Genomic DNA, 14,959 nt, shown 5'->3' with positions numbered 1-14,959 from the left:
CGTGCGTTCAGGAAAGGTGGGTGGTGCCGCCAGCGCCGAAGGCCGCGGCCAGCTCGTCGTTGCCGCCGTGACGGGCAATCTCGTTGAGCAACTGCTGCTGCTCTGCCAGCGCCGCAGCCTCGGCCTGCGCAGAGGACGCCCGGTCGAAGTCCGTCGCCTGGTCCTCCGCGGTTCCCGGCATCGGCGCCGTGGGAACGGCAGCGGCGGCCTGGCGAGCGAGTTCCATCACGGCGGTATTGCTGCGACTCCAGACGTCGGACTTGAGCCACCAGTCGTCGTCGCCGTCGCTGCCTTCCGCCCAGCGCACGTATTCCAGCTCGAGTCCGTCGACGGCCTTTTCCACATAGATCACATGCATCAGGCCGCCCTCCGGGTGTCGCTGCAGCGGCAGGCGCCCATTGCGTGCACATGCCTCCTCGAAGCCGAACTGCGAGAAGGTCGCTGCGGCCTCCGTGTGCGGCGTGTAGCTGCCGCGGCTGTTGAGCGCGAAGAACATCACACGGTTGGTCGGGCGCAGCCACAACACTTCGGCCGTCGTGAAGCGGCCCTTCTTCTGCGCCTGCGCGAGCAGGAAGAACAGGGCCGTGTGCTCCCAGTGGTGGATGGCGAAGATCTTCCCAAGCTTCGGGTGCTTCCGATACTTGTCGTACAGGGGTTGGACGAGCGAGAGGTTCGCCATGCCATCGCGCGTTCCGAATGACGAGTGATTGAGCATGTCGCGGTACTTGCAGAATTCCTCGCGCCCTTCCTTGCCTCCGAACGCCACCGCGGTCCACAACGCCAGCAGCGCCTTGCCCTCGTTGGACAACCGGTCAGCGAACACCACCGAGGCTGCGAACTTGCTGTCCTCCACGAGATTCACGATCTGCCGCCCCAGCATCACCGAGCGCTGTCGGCCGTTCTGGGGGGCACTGCTGATGCCGGTGAAGTAGGTGCGTGCCACCTCGCGGTCGAATGTTCCGTCGCGGATCATCGGCGTGCCCGCCGGCGCCAAGCCGATGGCGTCCTTGGGCACGCGGTAGTTCAGGAACACCTCGTCCGGCGGCACCTGGCGGCGCCACTTCGGATGCTTGTTCTTCGCGATCTGCTCTCGAATGGCAACCACTGGCGCGATCCCAGTGAAGGTCTTCACGGTGAGGTGCATCAGCTGCACGGCGTCGAACCTTCGCTTGAAATGCTTGCGGCTTCCGGCCACGAACAGCAGCGCCACCAGGTAGCAAACCATCACCACGGCTGCCAGCGGGCGGAAAGCCAGCGCGACCAACCCCATCCAGGACACGAAGCTCACTTTCCAAGGCGCCTGGGCGAATTCCTGCACCAGGCGAACCACCTCGTTCCAGCAGGCCAGGGCAAAGGGCGCGTCGACGAGCTTGTACATCGCCGCCACGTACAGCGCGGGCCGCAACGTCCCGAAGACGATGCGGTTTCCGGCAGTGATCCAGATGAGAAATCCGAAGGTAAACAGGATCGCGAGCGCCGCGCCGAGCGGCGCAAGCATCGTTTCGCGTTCGTCATCGTGGTGTCGTGCCATGGGGGATCACTTCCACAAGGTGGCCAAGGTGGCCAGGAGATAGCGCCAGGGGCTTGAGAGCCAATGAAGGTCCAGGATGAAGGAAGCCGTCGCGAGGCCTCCGGCCGTGACTCCCATCAGCAGCACGCGCTCGCCGAGGCCATGCCGCTGCTCGTTCAACGCGGGCTCCTCAAGGACGTCAGGCGCGAGAGCAGATCAGGCCTGCTCACGAAGGCCCGCAAAGGCACCAAGGTGCGCGACTGGAGCTGGAACTCCCACCAGGCGAAGCGGACCGCCTGCAGCACTCCTCCGGTCGCAAGAACGATCGCCACCGCAGCGAGCACCAGGACCACCCAGCCCTGCAGCACCAGCATCAGTCCGAGCAGGCCCAAGAAGCCCAGCCCCCCCGTGAGCAGTGCGGCGATCCGGGTGCGGCGCGCCGCCACCTGCTGGCTCTCGAGCGCCTCCTCGGTCCACCCCCAGGCCTCGACGGTCTGCTCGAACTTCTCGGCCGGTGACATCTCCGCAAGCAGCTCCGTCACTTCCTTGGCCGCGGCCTCTCGCTGTTTGCGTCCTTGCCGATTGGCTTTCGCCTGCTCTCGCAGCGATTCGGCGCTGCGCCGTATGTCGCGGGTCGGACGCAGCACCGGGTAGGCGAGCACCTTCAGCCACGAAGTCAAGCCGCCCTTGACCTTGCCCATCTACGCCCCCTTGCGGTGCTTGGCGTCGGCCTGCAGCGCCGCGATCATCAGTTCCAGGGCCTGCGGCGAAAGGATCTTGGCGAACTCCGCGCTGCGGCGCAGGTGCTCGCGCTGCCGCCGCAGGTTCGGCATGTTCTCAATGGCCGCCGGAGAGCGCGTCTCGATCAGCTTGGCCACCGCGAGCCTGTTGCGCCCGGAGAGGTGCGGCACCAGCATCGCATCGACGTAGGGCGCGATCTTGAAGATCTGCAGCGAGGTGGCCGAGGCGACCTCGTCGACGAACCGCTGGACCAGCTCCACCTCCTGGCGTTCCCTCGTGGGGTCAGCCGCGGAGCCGAACAGCACATTGGCCAGCTCGGACTGGAACGAAACCTGAATCGGGCCCTCCGCGCTCATCGGCGGGAGCCCCGCTGGCGGGGGTTGATCGTTGGCATTTGCTTGCTGCAGTCGCAGTTTGTACTATTGTAATGTCGCGGAACGCAATATAGGAGGTTCTCCATGTCCTCGCCAGTCAACCTTTCCAGCCTGTGTCGCCTCGCCGACGAAGGGTTCAACGCCGGCGTGCTCGCTCTGATCGAGCACCGGGTGCTCTCCCAGGCGATCGCGCTGCGGGAGATGAAGGGGTTCACCGCCCACCCTGCCATCGAGGTCAGGCAGCTGGCCGAGTCCCTGCTCCCGGTGGGCGAGCAGCTGTACCTGCTGTACACGCAGACGAAGGCGGGCATGGCGCGCGGGCCGGTGCAGGACCTCGAGGCGGTGTCGCGCAACCTGGCGCTGTGTGCCGAGCGCCTGGAGGCGACGGCCGTGCGTTCCATCGTGGCCACGCAGGGCCGGCCGCTGGCGGATCGCGCGCGCGCCGAGCAGGCGCTGGGCGAGCGCTATGCCCGGCTGCTGGAAGCCGCTCGCGAGCTCGAAAGCTCCGGCGTGATCCCGGTCACCCTGGAATTCGACCTGGCCAACCTCGGCCGGCAGCCCACCGGGCCGCTGTCTCCCTTCTACGACAAGGCCGTGGCCATCCTCGCCGAGCGTCAGTCCAAGGCGCCCAGGATGCGGGCGGCCGCCTGATCTCTGCATCGCGCTGCGATACGCTCGAACAGGTACTCACCATGTCCAGTGTCGTCAGCATCGAGCGCGCCGCCTCGCGGCGCGGCGTCACCCTCAACTTCCTAGGCAACCTCATGGTCACCCCCCCTGTCGAACTGGTCCAGATGCAACTCCCGATCGGAGCTGCCTCGGCGCCCACCTCCGTCCTGGTGCTGGTGATGGATCGCCAGCCAACCGGATGCCGCCTGCTGCTATCCGACGCGGGCGGCGCCCCCGCCGCGGATTTCCACTTGGTCAGTCCGGAAGGCCAGATCCCGTCCGAGTTCTCCCCACTTTCCATGGGCCAGCTGGCGGCGTTCCTGGCACGGCACGTCGAGGTGACGGACGCGGTGATCCACGCCGGCGGCGTGCAGCACGGGGACCTCACCATCGCGCGCGCCGTGCAGAGGGTGCTGCAGTCCCGCGATCTGGACCCTGCAGAGGCGCTGCAGGAGGCGCTCGATGTGTCGCGTAGCTGCGAGGCCTGGCAGTCCCGGATCGCGCAGGCCGCCCGCGACGTCGCCGCGGCCAGCTAACCCGCTTCCATGCTGCATCGCCCATCCGAACGGCCTCAGCGGCCGTCGATGGAGCTTCTCCCCCAGAGCTTCATCGACGACGTCCTCTCGCGTGTCGACATCGCCGATGTAGTCGGCAAGGTCGTGCAGCTGAAAAAATCCGGCGGCAACTTCTTCGGGCTGTGCCCCTTCCACGGTGAAAAGAGTCCCTCGTTCTCGGTCACTCCGGCCAAGCAGTTCTTCCACTGCTTCGGGTGCGGCAAGAACGGCAACGCCATCATGTTCCTGCAGGAGCACGCCGGCCTGAGCTTTCGGGAGGCGGTAGAGGAACTCGCCCACTCTGTGGGGATGGTCCTTCCCACGCAATCGCCCCTTGCCGCACAGCAGGCCGCGGAGCGCGAAGCTGCCCTGCAGCGGCTGGTCACGGCCAACCAGACCGCCTGGGCGTTCTTCCGGCACTGCCTGATCCACACCGCCAAGCCCAAGGACTACCTCAAGAGCCGCAGCGTCCCGGCGGAAGCCACCAACCAGTTCATGATCGGCTACGCCCCTCCGGAATGGCAAGGCCTCGAAGAGGCATTTCCCGACTACCGCACCAACAAGGCGCTGGAGGACACAGGGCTCGTGGTGGTCACCAAGGAAGGCCGGCGTTACGACCGTTTCCGCGATCGCCTGATGTTCGGCATCCGGGACCCGCGCGGGCGCCTCATCGGATTTGGCGGCCGCGAGCTGGATGGCTCGGAGGCGAAGTACCTGAACTCGCCCGAATCCCTCGCCTTCGACAAGGGCTCGGTGCTGTTCGGGGTCTACGAGGCCCGCGACGCGATCCGCACCACCGGCCGCGTGATCGTGACCGAGGGCTACCTGGACACCGTGGCACACGCCATGAATGGCCTGGCCGAGACGGTTTGTTCCATGGGGACCGCCTGCACAGGCAAGCATGTCGAGCGCCTGATGGCGCTGGCCAAGGAGACCATCTACGCATTCGACGGCGACGCCGCAGGGCGCAAGGCGGCTTGGCGCGCCCTGGAAGCATCGCTGCCGCAGGCCGACGACGTGCACACGTTCCGCTTCCTCATGCTGCCGGATGGCTTCGATCCCGACGAGCTGATCCTCAAGGAGGGCGCGGAGGCCTACCGGGCCCGCGTGAACGCAGCCCTCCCCCTCTCCACCTTCCTCATGCTGGAGCTCGCGCAGCGCCACAACCAGCTAGCGACGCCCGAAAACCGCGCGGGGTTCGTGCGCGAGGGCATGGCAATGATCAGCCGCCTACCGTACGGCACCAGGCTGTATCGCTTCCTGAAGCAAGAGGTCGAGCGCGGCAGCCAGCTCACGCACGCGGAGTTCGAGCACCTCGCGCGCCGGCCAGTGCAGGCCGCCGCTGCGGCGGCGCCCGCAGGCGCATGGGAGGCGTTGGCCGCCGCAGCCAAGGCGCAGCCTGCGACCGCAATGCAGCACGCCGAGCCAGTGCTTGACCTGCTGGAGCCGCGGCAGCAGGACGCCTTCTTCGCCCTGCAGTTCGACGCCTTCGGCCCGGCAGAGCGACCGTTCTGGATGGCGCTGTCGCAGGCCGTATGCGATCCACAAGCCCAGGACACCGAGAGCGACGTAGCAGCCGCGCAGCGAAGCCTCTTGGCGCGGTGCACGGAGGTCATCCCCGCTGAACGCGCGCGATCGCAGCAGCAGCAACTCCTGGAACGCTTCCGCCGGGGAGAGGTGGGCGGCGAAGAACTTCTGAGGTCAACCCTGCCGGGCGAGCGCGCCTGACGCCATCGCCGTCACCTACGCTGGTTCATCTCGGGCCGCCCAGGCGGGTGGCCAATCAAGTACGACTCGAGCGCCGGGATCAGGTACTGGCGCTCTGATGCGATCGCCAGTGTGTAGACGCCGGTGACCCCCGCGGCCTGCCACTTCTCGCGCAGCGTGTAAGGTCCGCCGCGGCGGACCGCCCGGATGACGTGCGCGGCGAGGCGTATGCCGAGTCCGGCCGGGATCTCGCGCTCACCCTTGCCGATGTAGACCACGGTTTCGTCTCTCGCCATCGCGTACACACCGGGCAGCTGGGGCTGCGGGATTGCCGTCTGCATTGACCACCTGTCGCTCCACCGTGGAGCGCAGCCCCATGCCTGCGGCCAATGCAGCGTGAAAAAGGCGTCGGTCGCAGATCGAAGTTCGTCCAGGGTCATCGCGTAAACAAAAAAGGAAGCGGCCCGAGGGCCGCGCAAGTCTTGGAGATCCCGAATTCTGCCGCTTCCGTCTGAGCCCGCCTATTTCTTTCCGTGCACGTCCAGCTTCGCTTTCAAGTCCTGCAAGGCGGCATCGTAGTTCAGGCCAGCCATCGCTTCCATCGCCGCGTCGTACGAAAGCCTGTCGGCGACGTCCACACCGGCCTCGGCGTTCGTGATCGTCTCGGTCCCGTAATACCGCCCCTCTGCGAGTCCCGTGGCAAGATCCTTCACCACGACCACCGCCCACCCGATGGAGCGGCTCTGCAGCACGGTGCTGGTCGAATAGATCACCACACCGGCATTGGCCGCCTTCAACTTCGCGCAGGCGCGCTCGAAGCCCGCAAATTGGAAGCCGTTTTCCACCAGTCGCGTGTTCAGGCGGCTATTCGTCGCGAACGTGATGTTGCAGTCACCAGCCTGCGCTCCTGAGGAGATCGCCAGACCAACGCCGAAGCACAGCACGATGATGTCCTTTTTCATTTAGAACGTTCCCTTCGATGTAATTCGGTTCACGCAGCAAGTTGCTGCTGCGACTGCGACGTTCGGGCCAGCGCGCGTTGCGCAACTTGCTTGTGCAAGTCCTGAGGATTCGAGCGGCCCAGTACCTTGCTGGCCTCGGCGAGCGGGTTCGGCGCGTCGACCAGCAGCACTCCGTCCACCATGGTCGCAACGTCGACGCGGGCGCGCCCCGTCTCGCGCTCCAGCGGCTGCATGAGGCGCCCCAACTGCACGTACAGCTCGGTGTCCTTGTGGCCATGTCGTTCCAGGCGCTGCCCCAGGATCGCCGCAGCGTCGCGGGTTGCCACCATGAGTTCCTCCAGGGGCAGTCGCGCGAGGTCGCGCAGGTCACTTTGACGCCGGGCCTTGGCCGCCCGCTCCATGAGCAACGCGAGCAGCCCGCCGCAGGCGAGCACCGCCATCAGCACTCCGCAGATCCAGGCTGCGCGCTCCCAGTTCGCCGCATGAACCGCGGCAACCTGATTCGCGTTCACCTGCGACATCCCCTTGGTCAGGCCGTCCAGCTTGCGATCGAGCGACTCCTGAAGGCCTTGCAGCTGCTGCGCCATGGCGGCCACGGCCGCCACTGCGCCGGGGTCGATGTCGGAGCCGTCCGCCGGCGAGGCAGGAAGGGGCGGGGCCCCCACGGTGCCGGCGGCGGGCTGCGGCCGCTGCAGCCCCTCGCGGATGTCCGCACGCAGCTTCTCCACCCGCTGCGGCGTGGAGGCGAACCGCAAGGTCGGGTCGGCGCGCTCGGCACGCGCCAGGGCATCCGCGGCACGGGCCACGTCGTTGGTGCGCGCCGCAGCAATCGCCATCCGGTACCAATTCAGAGCCGCATTCGGCTCGGTGCGGGCAATGTCGGTGGTGAGTTGAACCACACGGTCGTACTGCGCGTTGCGCAGCGCCAGGCGCGCGGCTTCGTGCTGCGCGGGGTCTGCGGCATGCGCAGCCAACATGGCGGCAGCGAGCGCTGCGCCCGCCGCCAGGCGCACCAGCAGGATCCTGGTCATCCCTGCATCCTTACTGCGATCCGGCGTAGCCGGTCATCGGGACCACGGTGCCGCCGTGGCTTTCCACCGGCGCCTCGCTGGGCATGTCGCGCGGCGAGATGCTACCCGCGATGACGACCCCGTGCTCGGCCTTGAGGTTCCCGTAGCGGGCGTCGCAGAACACCTTGGCGCCCTTGGCCAGCACCAGGACCTCGGCCACGTCCAGCACGTCGTCCTTGGCCCCACGCTTCACCGTTCCGGCCACTTGCACGCTGCGCGCGCGGATGCTGCCGACGATCTCCGCTCCCGCGTTGACGATCACGGCGCCGTCCGATTCGATCGTGCCCTTGAAGGCCCCGCTGATGAGCACGGACTTGTTGTCCCTCACCGTCAGCTTGCCCTCGAACAGCACGCCGCTGTCGACGATGGTCGTGATGGAGTCGCTACCCACCTCCAACAGCGTGTCCAGGTTCAGGTCGGTGCCGGACGGGGCGGCGATTTGGGATTGGTTCACTGAGTTTGCTCCTTGGCAGAAAGTAGTAGCGCAAATGCGGTTTGCGGCTATATCATCGCGCAAACGCCGTAAAGCAGCAACCTGCCCCAGATCAAACAACCGTCCCGCCGTTTTTTCCACGCGACGCACTCCGATGCCCTCACCCGATGTTCAGCCTGGATCTGAATACGTCCCCGCAAGGCGACCGGCCTGTCGCGGAGACCGGTGTCAGCCGCCATGGTGCTGCTCGGGCTCCGAGGTCGGCGAACACCTGCTCACCCGCTGGGCGCCGGCGGTGGCGACTCCTTCCTCCCCCAGCCGGAGGTGCCCGGCGACAGCCGCCGGCCGCCATGCGCGCATCGCAGGGCTCACCAGGCGGGCTCCCGTGCGCGGCAGCATCCACGACGCTTTGCAGGGCGCACTCCTCTTCGGCACTGAGGCCGCGGCCGCCGAAGCGATGCGTGTCCGCCACTCACTGGCCATGCCTTGAGGTAGACGTGGTCACCTGGACGTCACTGCTTCCTAAAATGCGGATCGACCGCAAAAAGGAATCCGGCCCCGCAAGGCGTGCCGGAGCAGGCAGTTTGCTACCCCTGTACCGCACCACATCCTCCGCAGCCCTCGTCGACGACGACGTGGACTTTCTCCACTCCATGGAGATGAGCTTGCCCATGGCATGGAACATCACCTGCCATTCGCACCCCTCTACCCTGGAAAAGCTGATGGAGCGTTCCAGCGCTCTGCGTCGCAAGGAGCAACAGGCCCTCTTCAGTTGCGTGGACGCCCAGGTGAGCACCGACGGGCACCCGATCGCCTGGCTGCTTCGCTTCCTTGCCACCCCCACCCGGTTCGAGCTGGTCGGACTCGTGGTGTCGGATTTCAAGATGCCGGCAGTCGACGGGGTGACGCTTCTGTCCCGCTACGGCTTCCCGGGCGTCCAGCGACTGCTGCTTACCGGCATCGCCGACAACGTCATCGCGGTGGACGCATTCAACGGCGAGAAGATCGAGGGCTTCATCCCCAAGATGAGCGCAGACCTTCCGCAGCGCGTGGAGGCAATGATGCGGCGGCACATGGCCAAGAGCGCGGAGATCCGCGGGCAGATGCTGGCCCGCGCGCTCACCCAGCAGGTGACGAACGTGCTCGACGACGCCGGTGCAGTGACGGCGATCACTGCGCTGTTGGCCCGCCTGCAGGTGGACGAGCACGTGATCCTCGGACACCCCGCGGGCATCCTCGCGCTCACCCTCGACAAGCGCGTGCTGTGGATCCAGCTGGATGACCAGGCGTCGCTGACGGAGCAGGCTTCGGAGCTGGCCGCCATGACCGACGCGCTTGATGCCTCCATGGTGAAGGCGATCGGCGCAATCACCGCCCACCAGGCCACTTCCAACCACCGCCTGCTCACGGAGGTCCCCAGCCTGAAGCTGGTCGCCGCTCCCACAGAAATCGTGTGCAAGGCGCCATGGACCACCGCTGCCGTGTTCGAAATCGACGGGCTTCCCCCAGACCTGAAGCCCAGGTTCCACGCAGACTGGCTCGCCACGCAACAGGGGAGCCTGTAACGGATGGCACGCGCCGTGCGACGCGCTTCGGATCGGCTGGACCCTGTGTCTGCGGCCGTGCAGGTGGAAGGCGAGGTCTTCCACATCTGCGGCCGCGTGGACGGCGCGGGCTACGCGTTCTGGATCGAAAAGCCCAGGGGCGAGCTGCTGCAGCACATCAACCTGCCGCTGCAGCTGGCCGCCGGCCAGTGGCCGCAGGGCGACGTACTCGCGGTCGTCGGGGACGATCCGCTGCTGCGCACCGTGGCCCTGGGCTCCGGCTGGTTCGGCGACACAGGGCGCAAGCAGCGCCACGGCTCCTATGCCGAGCCGCTCGAGGTGTGGAGCATCACCGCCAGGTGCCTGGAGCTGTTCGGGCCCACCGGAGAGGTCCGGGAGGCCGAGCAACCCGCGGACGATGCGCTCGCGCTTTTCAGCGACGAGCTGTCGATCTACCTGACCCGCTGGGCGAACAACCATATCCGCTTCGGCGTCAGGGCAGCGATCGTGATGGGGCCTGTGCCCCAGTCGCATGACGCCAAGCAGCGCGCGCTCCTGGGATCCTCGGACCCGGCGTTGAAACGCAGGGCGGCAGCATTCATCCGCCCCGCCGTAGACCCCAACGATGCGGACTCGCTGGTGACACCGCTCGATCTGGTGCAGGCGAAGGATGGCTGGATGCGCGCGGCGGCAGAGGCGGGCTACCTGGCCGGCGTGCAGGTGTCGGTGCCAGCCGTGGCGGGCCGGACGTTCGAGGTGGTGCCCCTGTGGCGAGAAAGTTTCCCCAAGGGGGGCCACACCGTCGCGGTGTCCGCGTTCGCCGCGTGGCCGAAGATGCGCGAGAGCCTGGCGCGCGACGGTCCCTTAGCCGAGAGCACTCGCGAGGTACTGATCCTCACGGCGGCCGGCAACACCGCGGCGCAGGTGGCAGAGATCATGAATATGAGCGAGTCGGGCGTGCGCCACCATCTGAAGATGGCCAACGCTGGGCTCGACGCCCGCAACGGCTACGGAGCAGTGCAGCGCGCACAGCTGCGGGGGATCCTGCCCTGATCAGAGCGGGCGGCCGGTGACGGCGGCCATGCGAATGAGGGATTTCAGGCTGTTGTAGGCCAGGCCTTTGGCGAAGGCGTTGGGGGCTGCCGCCAGCAGCGCGCGCAGCACCTCGACGTCGGCTGCATCGCAGGCACACTCGAATTCGTCCATCCACAGCTGCGCAGCCTGCTCCATTTCTGCGAGTTCGGGCAGCACCAGGCGGCCGATGTCGGCCTCCAGGTGCATGCACTCCAACCAGCTCCCATCGTTGGCCTGCGACTGCATCGGCGGCGCCACCGGGGCGACCGAAGCGGCAACCGGACGCACGAAGCCCTCGGTAGGCGCCGGCGCCATGGCCATCGTCGGGCGCCCGGCCGACTGGGGCTCCATCACTGCGAGTGCGTTCATCTGCGATTCCCTCTTTGTTGTGCGAGCCGCGCTTGTGATCGCGACTTGTTGCTCTTTGCAACACGGAGATGACTGTCGCACCGTTTCAGCGCCTGTGGAATGTCCTCGGGCCGCAGGGAAGCGCCCTCACTATCGGTTCCGATAGCGTTTCCTCAAATAAAGCTGTGCGCGCCCTAGCATTTGCGTTAGATCAAATGAGAGATCGGGTGCCAAGGACGCTGCTCCGCTGTCTACAAAGTGCCGAATCCTTGCGCTCTCCGGTGCGCGCTCGCGATCGATCAGCGCCAGCGGCTTGCAGCCTCGTGCTGGCGAGTGACTGGACGGGGGAAAGGCGGCGCGATGCAGCAGAAACCCACAGGAACTGTGGATAACTTCGGCGGCAACGGCTGCTTCAGGCCGCGAGGGCCGCCTGCTCTTCGGAGACGCGGCTCCAGGTCATGGCCGACGTGTTGTCGGCATCGATCAGATCCAGCGCCTGGTCGTACGCAAGCTCCAGTGCTTCGTGGGCGGTGAGCTGGGGGTCAGCCTCCATGTAGAGGATGGCGCGCGCCAACAGCGTGGGGGAATGCTCGCCCTGGCTTTCCTGCAGCACGGCGCGCGTGGCTTGCAGCCGCGTCTGCGCGAACTCGCGGAAGGTGCCCAGCAGGGTCAGGCGCTTGCACGCCGACACCGGCACCAGCATCGGGTGCTCGAGGTTGATGCCGTCGATCCACAGCAGCATCTCGCCGTCCACATCGATCGCCTGGCATACCAGCGAGACAGCTGGGTGAGCCGGTCCCGGACGGTAGGTGACGGAGAAGAGAGAGTTCATCTGGGTTCAGCGTTCGCGCGGACGTTGCGATTGCGCCGTCTCCACGGTCGCCTTCGCTTCGATCTGCGCGCTCACATGCTCCATGGCCGGATCGTTGGGAAAGAGAAAGCGCACATCGTCGGCGAGCCCCATCTGCAGGCCCACCAGCGCCTCGTTCGCCTGTTGCGGCGTGACCTCGAAGCCGCCGGCCAGCGGCGCCAGGTGGGGGGCGAACGCAACGACTTCGCGGCGCGCCGCGGCTTCGCCGACCAGGTGCGGCGACAGTTCCTGCGACAGCGTGCGTCGGGCGATCGCGCCATGGAAGGACTCGCTGGTGTGGGCGGCAGACAACATGGCTCTCACTCTTGGTAGTCGATTCGGTCAACTCATGTTGGCAGGAATTTACCGCAGTTGCAAATGCTCGCGTATGATCATGCCTAATCAGCCTGTCGCATGGTACACCTACAAACCGCGTTTCGCCATTTCAAGGGGACCGAGAAGCAGCCCGAGACGCCCGCCGGCGGCGCTCACAAGCTGCCTTCGAGGCTCATCGACCGCAGCAGCGAGTCGATTGCGGCCTCCGTCGGTGAGAGCGACCCCTATGCCGAGGGCTATGAAGCCGGCGAGGACCTCGACAACCCGAAGCCCTGCCGGTTTCGGGACGGCTTGAGTGCCCGCCTCTGGCGCAACGGGTTCAACGCGCGCATCCAGGAGCACATCGCCAGGCGCATGAGCGCCGGCGGCCTGCACGCCAGCCTCTGCGACTGAACAAGTCTCAAGCTTCGGTTGGCTGGGCCAAGCGATCGAGTGTGAGGATCAGGTCCTTCAACAGCCGCACCATCTCCACCCGCGCCTGCCGGGAGTTTCCATCCGTGGCGATGCACAGCGCAGGAATTTGCGTTTCCCCTTCGTCGCACATGTCCTGGGGACGCGCGTCCCCAGGCCGCAGGCGGCTGCCCAGGCGCTCCATCTCACGCATCACGGGATCCAGCAGCATGTAGGCGCGCTCGAGCGTCTCGAGATCCTCGAACTGCACCGTCCAGGTCACCCTTCGCTTCGTCGACGACTCCACCACGGTGCAGGTCAGCGGGAAATGCCAGGTGCGCGACCCCTCCCCCGTGAGGGCCAGGCGAAGCGCTGCCTGCACAGGGCCGTCATAGGCCATCCCGAATCTTGTGAGCTGCCGCCGGAAGTCGTCGTAGTCGAATGAGCCCGCTCCAGCGTCGCCCGGCAAGCTGCTGACGAACGCGATGTCCACCTCGTTCGCTACAGCCTCTGCGGTGCTGTCTGCGATCCCCACCACCCTGCCAGACAGGTCCAGGTCGGGTTCACCGCGACCGGCGTTTGCCACCATCCGCGCGCCTGCGGCGGCTTGCTGCAGCACGGCCCGCATCTCGCCGCGGAAGGCCCACGGCACCAGCAACATGCTGAAGCTCTCGTGGTGCAGCAGCCTGGCGTCCGGCAGCCGGATTCCGGTGGCATGCATGATCGAGGAAATCGTCTTGCGCAGCGCGGTGCGATCGGCGGCGCTGCCGCCCATGATGGCACCCATGGCGTAGCGCGTTGAATTGCGCAGCAGCGGCTGCGTGCACGTCTGGCAGCACAGCCCCTCCGCGTACGAGCCTTCGGCGCCGGCGCTCGCCCAGAATGTCTCGCAGCGCGCGGACTGCGGCACGCTGAGCTCGTGATGCGCAGCGGCTTCGCGCAGCTCCACGGCCAGCCGGACTGGGTCCCTCAGCATCGGGTCAGGCTCCAGTGGCGCCCCGTGCAACGGCGGGCAGCGCCGGCTGCGGTCGGGCCCGGGCCTCGCTACGCTCCAGAGCGTCCAGGCGCCCCCAGTGGCGCAGACCTGCGAAGCTCTTGAAGGCGAAGTAGGCATACAGGCAAGCCGAGACCAGGCGGCCGCTGCTGCCGAAGACGAATACGGCCACCACGTTGCCCACCAGCCAGAATCCGAAGCCCGCCTTGTTCCGGCGTGCGATGTATTCCTGGCCGATGATGGACATGAGGACGAAAAGCAGCTCGCCCACATCCACCCAGGTGACCTTCTGGTACCAGGCCAGCGCGTACTGCACCAGGTCTGCTGTGGGGAGGTTCATGGCCGGCCTTTTGCTGAGTTAGTAGAGTTTGCGGCACTATATAGGCGCAATCCGTTATGCCATTCTATGCGCGTCACTCCTCACCGCCAAGCAACCGCTCAGGATGCCTCGCCGCGCCTCACTGCGCCCGTTTGATCCAGCGATTGTCGTGTGCCATCATGGGGCGCAAATGAGATTCAAAGCCGTATTCGCCGACATCGATGGAGTGATGCATCGCCCGCCGAACTCCCGTGGTCCGGACAGCGTCGCCGCGATCGCCCTTGCGTCGGGCACGCAGTTGCGCGAGCAGGGGCTGTTCTGCTGGACCGAACACCTCGAACAGGCCTTGGCCGAAGCCGACGAGGCCACCGGCGACGCGATCGTCCTGGTGATCCACTCCTCCTGGCGCAAGCAGCCCTGGGTCAGCATGCAAATGCTGCGCGAAGCGCTCGGCCCTCTGGGGCACCGCCTCATGGCGATCACCTCACCGGATCTGGAGCGGGAGGCCTCCATAGTGGATCTGGCCGAACGCGCCGGCATCGACGACTTCATCGTGATCGACGACGCGTCCGCGGAGTTTTCGCCGCGGATCAAGAACCTGGTGGTGACGAATCCGCTGCGCGGTGTCAGCGATCCCGGGGTGCTCGCCGCAGTGCGCGACTGGGCCGGCGCAGGCCGCGCTCGCGTCGAGCGAGCACTCAAGGTACCCGTGGCTTAGGCGCCTCTTCTCGATCTCCGCGACCGCTTTGGCAATAGGCTCGCTGCCGATCGCCAGGATGCGCACCATCCCCAACCTGTTGCCCTTGCCGCCGTTGACGGCCGCCAGTATCGTGTCGCCGAGCAGGTCGACATACACCCACGCCTCGAAGTAGCGGTCCCTCGTCTCCCAACGGCGAATCCCTGGCAACATAGCGGTGACCTCCTATATGCCATTTCAGGCATATAGGCACTGTACGCGCATCCAGGAAAAATGGGAACATGCAGATTGTGCCTCTTTGTTGACTCTCTTTATGTCTCTTTCAGACTAAGCGACATCCTAGGTCGACTCTTGTGGAGACCCGACCGAACGGCACCGGAGGTCCGA

Annotated in this window: 20 protein-coding genes; 7 read left to right on the top strand and 13 right to left on the bottom strand. The window is 66.4% G+C overall.

What is annotated here, in order from left to right; translation table 11 throughout:
• Positions 1-7 precede the first annotated feature (7 nt).
• The 4 genes from WG923_RS14900 to WG923_RS14885 are packed head-to-tail and all read right to left on the bottom strand — an operon-like array spanning position 8 to position 2,607.
• Positions 8-1,498, bottom strand: a complete 1,491-nt coding sequence (locus WG923_RS14900) for a secretion/conjugation apparatus DotM-related subunit (protein WP_340351775.1) — start codon at positions 1,496-1,498, stop codon at positions 8-10.
• A gap of 39 nt (positions 1,499-1,537) precedes the next feature.
• Positions 1,538-1,690, bottom strand: coding sequence for a hypothetical protein (locus WG923_RS14895; protein ID WP_340351774.1), 153 nt, complete (start codon positions 1,688-1,690; stop codon positions 1,538-1,540).
• Positions 1,687-2,211 carry a hypothetical protein gene (locus WG923_RS14890; RefSeq protein ID WP_340351773.1) on the bottom strand — a complete coding sequence of 175 codons (525 nt, stop codon included), beginning with the start codon at positions 2,209-2,211 and terminating at the stop codon, positions 1,687-1,689. The genes WG923_RS14895 and WG923_RS14890 overlap by 4 nt, the downstream gene beginning before the upstream one ends.
• Complete coding sequence (locus WG923_RS14885) at positions 2,212-2,607, bottom strand: hypothetical protein (protein ID WP_340351772.1); 396 nt, start codon at positions 2,605-2,607, stop codon at positions 2,212-2,214.
• A gap of 102 nt (positions 2,608-2,709) precedes the next feature.
• On the opposite strand from WG923_RS14885, the gene WG923_RS14880 reads away from it, so the two are divergent.
• From WG923_RS14880 to dnaG, 3 genes are read left to right on the top strand one after another with little or no spacing between them, the layout of a single operon-like run.
• The gene (locus WG923_RS14880; RefSeq protein WP_340351771.1) at positions 2,710-3,276 is read left to right on the top strand and encodes a hypothetical protein; all 567 of its coding nucleotides are present in this window, start codon (positions 2,710-2,712) and stop codon (positions 3,274-3,276) included.
• A gap of 41 nt (positions 3,277-3,317) precedes the next feature.
• Positions 3,318-3,830, top strand: a complete 513-nt coding sequence (locus WG923_RS14875; RefSeq protein ID WP_340351770.1) for a hypothetical protein — start codon at positions 3,318-3,320, stop codon at positions 3,828-3,830.
• A gap of 48 nt (positions 3,831-3,878) precedes the next feature.
• Positions 3,879-5,576, top strand: a complete 1,698-nt coding sequence (gene dnaG, locus WG923_RS14870) for a DNA primase (protein WP_340351769.1) — start codon at positions 3,879-3,881, stop codon at positions 5,574-5,576.
• An 11-nt stretch (positions 5,577-5,587) separates the two neighbouring features.
• Here dnaG and WG923_RS14865 read toward each other — a convergent pair whose 3' ends face one another.
• From WG923_RS14865 to WG923_RS14850, 4 genes are all read right to left on the bottom strand, one after another.
• Positions 5,588-5,995 carry a hypothetical protein gene (locus tag WG923_RS14865; protein WP_340351768.1) on the bottom strand — a complete coding sequence of 136 codons (408 nt, stop codon included), beginning with the start codon at positions 5,993-5,995 and terminating at the stop codon, positions 5,588-5,590.
• Between the two features lie 81 nt (positions 5,996-6,076).
• Entirely contained in the window at positions 6,077-6,517 is a 441-nt protein-coding gene (locus WG923_RS14860; protein WP_340351767.1) for a hypothetical protein, read from the bottom strand.
• A 29-nt stretch (positions 6,518-6,546) separates the two neighbouring features.
• On the bottom strand, positions 6,547-7,548 hold the full coding sequence (locus tag WG923_RS14855; RefSeq protein ID WP_340351766.1) for a hypothetical protein: 1,002 nt from the start codon (positions 7,546-7,548) through the stop codon (positions 6,547-6,549).
• 10 nt (positions 7,549-7,558) lie between these two features.
• Positions 7,559-8,041: a bactofilin family protein gene (locus tag WG923_RS14850; protein WP_340351765.1), complete on the bottom strand. Its 483-nt coding sequence runs from the start codon at positions 8,039-8,041 to the stop codon at positions 7,559-7,561.
• Between the two features lie 476 nt (positions 8,042-8,517).
• Between WG923_RS14850 and WG923_RS14845 the strand changes: the two genes are divergently transcribed.
• Positions 8,518-9,585 (top strand): hypothetical protein, encoded by a 1,068-nt coding sequence (locus WG923_RS14845; protein ID WP_340351764.1) that lies wholly within the window; start codon positions 8,518-8,520, stop codon positions 9,583-9,585.
• Between the two features lie 3 nt (positions 9,586-9,588).
• Positions 9,589-10,617 (top strand): helix-turn-helix transcriptional regulator, encoded by a 1,029-nt coding sequence (locus WG923_RS14840; protein WP_340351763.1) that lies wholly within the window; start codon positions 9,589-9,591, stop codon positions 10,615-10,617.
• Here the strand turns inward: WG923_RS14840 and WG923_RS14835 are convergent, their stop codons facing one another.
• The 3 genes from WG923_RS14835 to WG923_RS14825 all read right to left on the bottom strand — a co-directional run bounded on the left by WG923_RS14835 (position 10,618) and on the right by WG923_RS14825 (position 12,151).
• A complete protein-coding gene (locus WG923_RS14835) occupies positions 10,618-11,007 on the bottom strand; it encodes a hypothetical protein (RefSeq protein ID WP_340351762.1) in 390 nt (129 codons plus the stop codon). It abuts the gene before it with no gap.
• A 391-nt stretch (positions 11,008-11,398) separates the two neighbouring features.
• Entirely contained in the window at positions 11,399-11,818 is a 420-nt protein-coding gene (locus WG923_RS14830) for a hypothetical protein (protein ID WP_340351761.1), read from the bottom strand.
• 6 nt (positions 11,819-11,824) lie between these two features.
• Positions 11,825-12,151, bottom strand: a complete 327-nt coding sequence (locus WG923_RS14825; protein WP_340351760.1) for a hypothetical protein — start codon at positions 12,149-12,151, stop codon at positions 11,825-11,827.
• Between the two features lie 99 nt (positions 12,152-12,250).
• Here WG923_RS14825 and WG923_RS14820 point away from each other — a divergent pair, with 99 nt between their 5' ends.
• Entirely contained in the window at positions 12,251-12,565 is a 315-nt protein-coding gene (locus WG923_RS14820; protein ID WP_340351759.1) for a hypothetical protein, read from the top strand.
• 7 nt (positions 12,566-12,572) lie between these two features.
• Here the strand turns inward: WG923_RS14820 and WG923_RS14815 are convergent, their stop codons facing one another.
• The gene (locus tag WG923_RS14815; RefSeq protein WP_340351758.1) at positions 12,573-13,538 is read right to left on the bottom strand and encodes a hypothetical protein; all 966 of its coding nucleotides are present in this window, start codon (positions 13,536-13,538) and stop codon (positions 12,573-12,575) included.
• 4 nt (positions 13,539-13,542) lie between these two features.
• Positions 13,543-13,896 (bottom strand): nicotinamide mononucleotide transporter, encoded by a 354-nt coding sequence (locus WG923_RS14810; RefSeq protein WP_340351757.1) that lies wholly within the window; start codon positions 13,894-13,896, stop codon positions 13,543-13,545.
• Positions 13,897-14,065: 169 nt separating this feature from the next.
• On the opposite strand from WG923_RS14810, the gene WG923_RS14805 reads away from it, so the two are divergent.
• Complete coding sequence (locus WG923_RS14805) at positions 14,066-14,593, top strand: HAD domain-containing protein (RefSeq protein ID WP_340351756.1); 528 nt, start codon at positions 14,066-14,068, stop codon at positions 14,591-14,593.
• Positions 14,594-14,959 lie beyond the last annotated feature (366 nt).

Source organism: Ramlibacter sp. AN1133, from assembly GCF_037890035.1.
GTDB lineage: Bacteria > Pseudomonadota > Gammaproteobacteria > Burkholderiales > Burkholderiaceae_C > Ramlibacter.
This window is presented reverse-complemented; position numbering and strand designations above follow the sequence as displayed.

Bases quoted from the DNA above. Each gene is read 5' to 3' on its own strand.
- WG923_RS14815 (WP_340351758.1), bottom strand. From the start codon at position 13,538: ATGCTGAGGGACCCAGTCCGGCTGGCCGTGGAGCTGCGCGAAGCCGCT.
- WG923_RS14835 (WP_340351762.1), bottom strand. From the start codon at position 11,007: ATGAACGCACTCGCAGTGATGGAGCCCCAGTCGGCCGGGCGCCCGACG.
- WG923_RS14825 (WP_340351760.1), bottom strand. From the start codon at position 12,151: ATGTTGTCTGCCGCCCACACCAGCGAGTCCTTCCATGGCGCGATCGCC.
- WG923_RS14830 (WP_340351761.1), bottom strand. From the start codon at position 11,818: ATGAACTCTCTCTTCTCCGTCACCTACCGTCCGGGACCGGCTCACCCA.
- WG923_RS14805 (WP_340351756.1), top strand. From the start codon at position 14,066: ATGAGATTCAAAGCCGTATTCGCCGACATCGATGGAGTGATGCATCGC.
- WG923_RS14855 (WP_340351766.1), bottom strand. From the start codon at position 7,548: ATGACCAGGATCCTGCTGGTGCGCCTGGCGGCGGGCGCAGCGCTCGCT.
- WG923_RS14820 (WP_340351759.1), top strand. From the start codon at position 12,251: ATGGTACACCTACAAACCGCGTTTCGCCATTTCAAGGGGACCGAGAAG.
- dnaG (WP_340351769.1), top strand. From the start codon at position 3,879: ATGGAGCTTCTCCCCCAGAGCTTCATCGACGACGTCCTCTCGCGTGTC.
- WG923_RS14900 (WP_340351775.1), bottom strand. From the start codon at position 1,498: ATGCTTGCGCCGCTCGGCGCGGCGCTCGCGATCCTGTTTACCTTCGGA.
- WG923_RS14865 (WP_340351768.1), bottom strand. From the start codon at position 5,995: ATGACCCTGGACGAACTTCGATCTGCGACCGACGCCTTTTTCACGCTG.
- WG923_RS14860 (WP_340351767.1), bottom strand. From the start codon at position 6,517: ATGAAAAAGGACATCATCGTGCTGTGCTTCGGCGTTGGTCTGGCGATC.
- WG923_RS14810 (WP_340351757.1), bottom strand. From the start codon at position 13,896: ATGAACCTCCCCACAGCAGACCTGGTGCAGTACGCGCTGGCCTGGTAC.
- WG923_RS14885 (WP_340351772.1), bottom strand. From the start codon at position 2,607: ATGAGCGCGGAGGGCCCGATTCAGGTTTCGTTCCAGTCCGAGCTGGCC.
- WG923_RS14880 (WP_340351771.1), top strand. From the start codon at position 2,710: ATGTCCTCGCCAGTCAACCTTTCCAGCCTGTGTCGCCTCGCCGACGAA.
- WG923_RS14890 (WP_340351773.1), bottom strand. From the start codon at position 2,211: ATGGGCAAGGTCAAGGGCGGCTTGACTTCGTGGCTGAAGGTGCTCGCC.
- WG923_RS14840 (WP_340351763.1), top strand. From the start codon at position 9,589: ATGGCACGCGCCGTGCGACGCGCTTCGGATCGGCTGGACCCTGTGTCT.
- WG923_RS14875 (WP_340351770.1), top strand. From the start codon at position 3,318: ATGTCCAGTGTCGTCAGCATCGAGCGCGCCGCCTCGCGGCGCGGCGTC.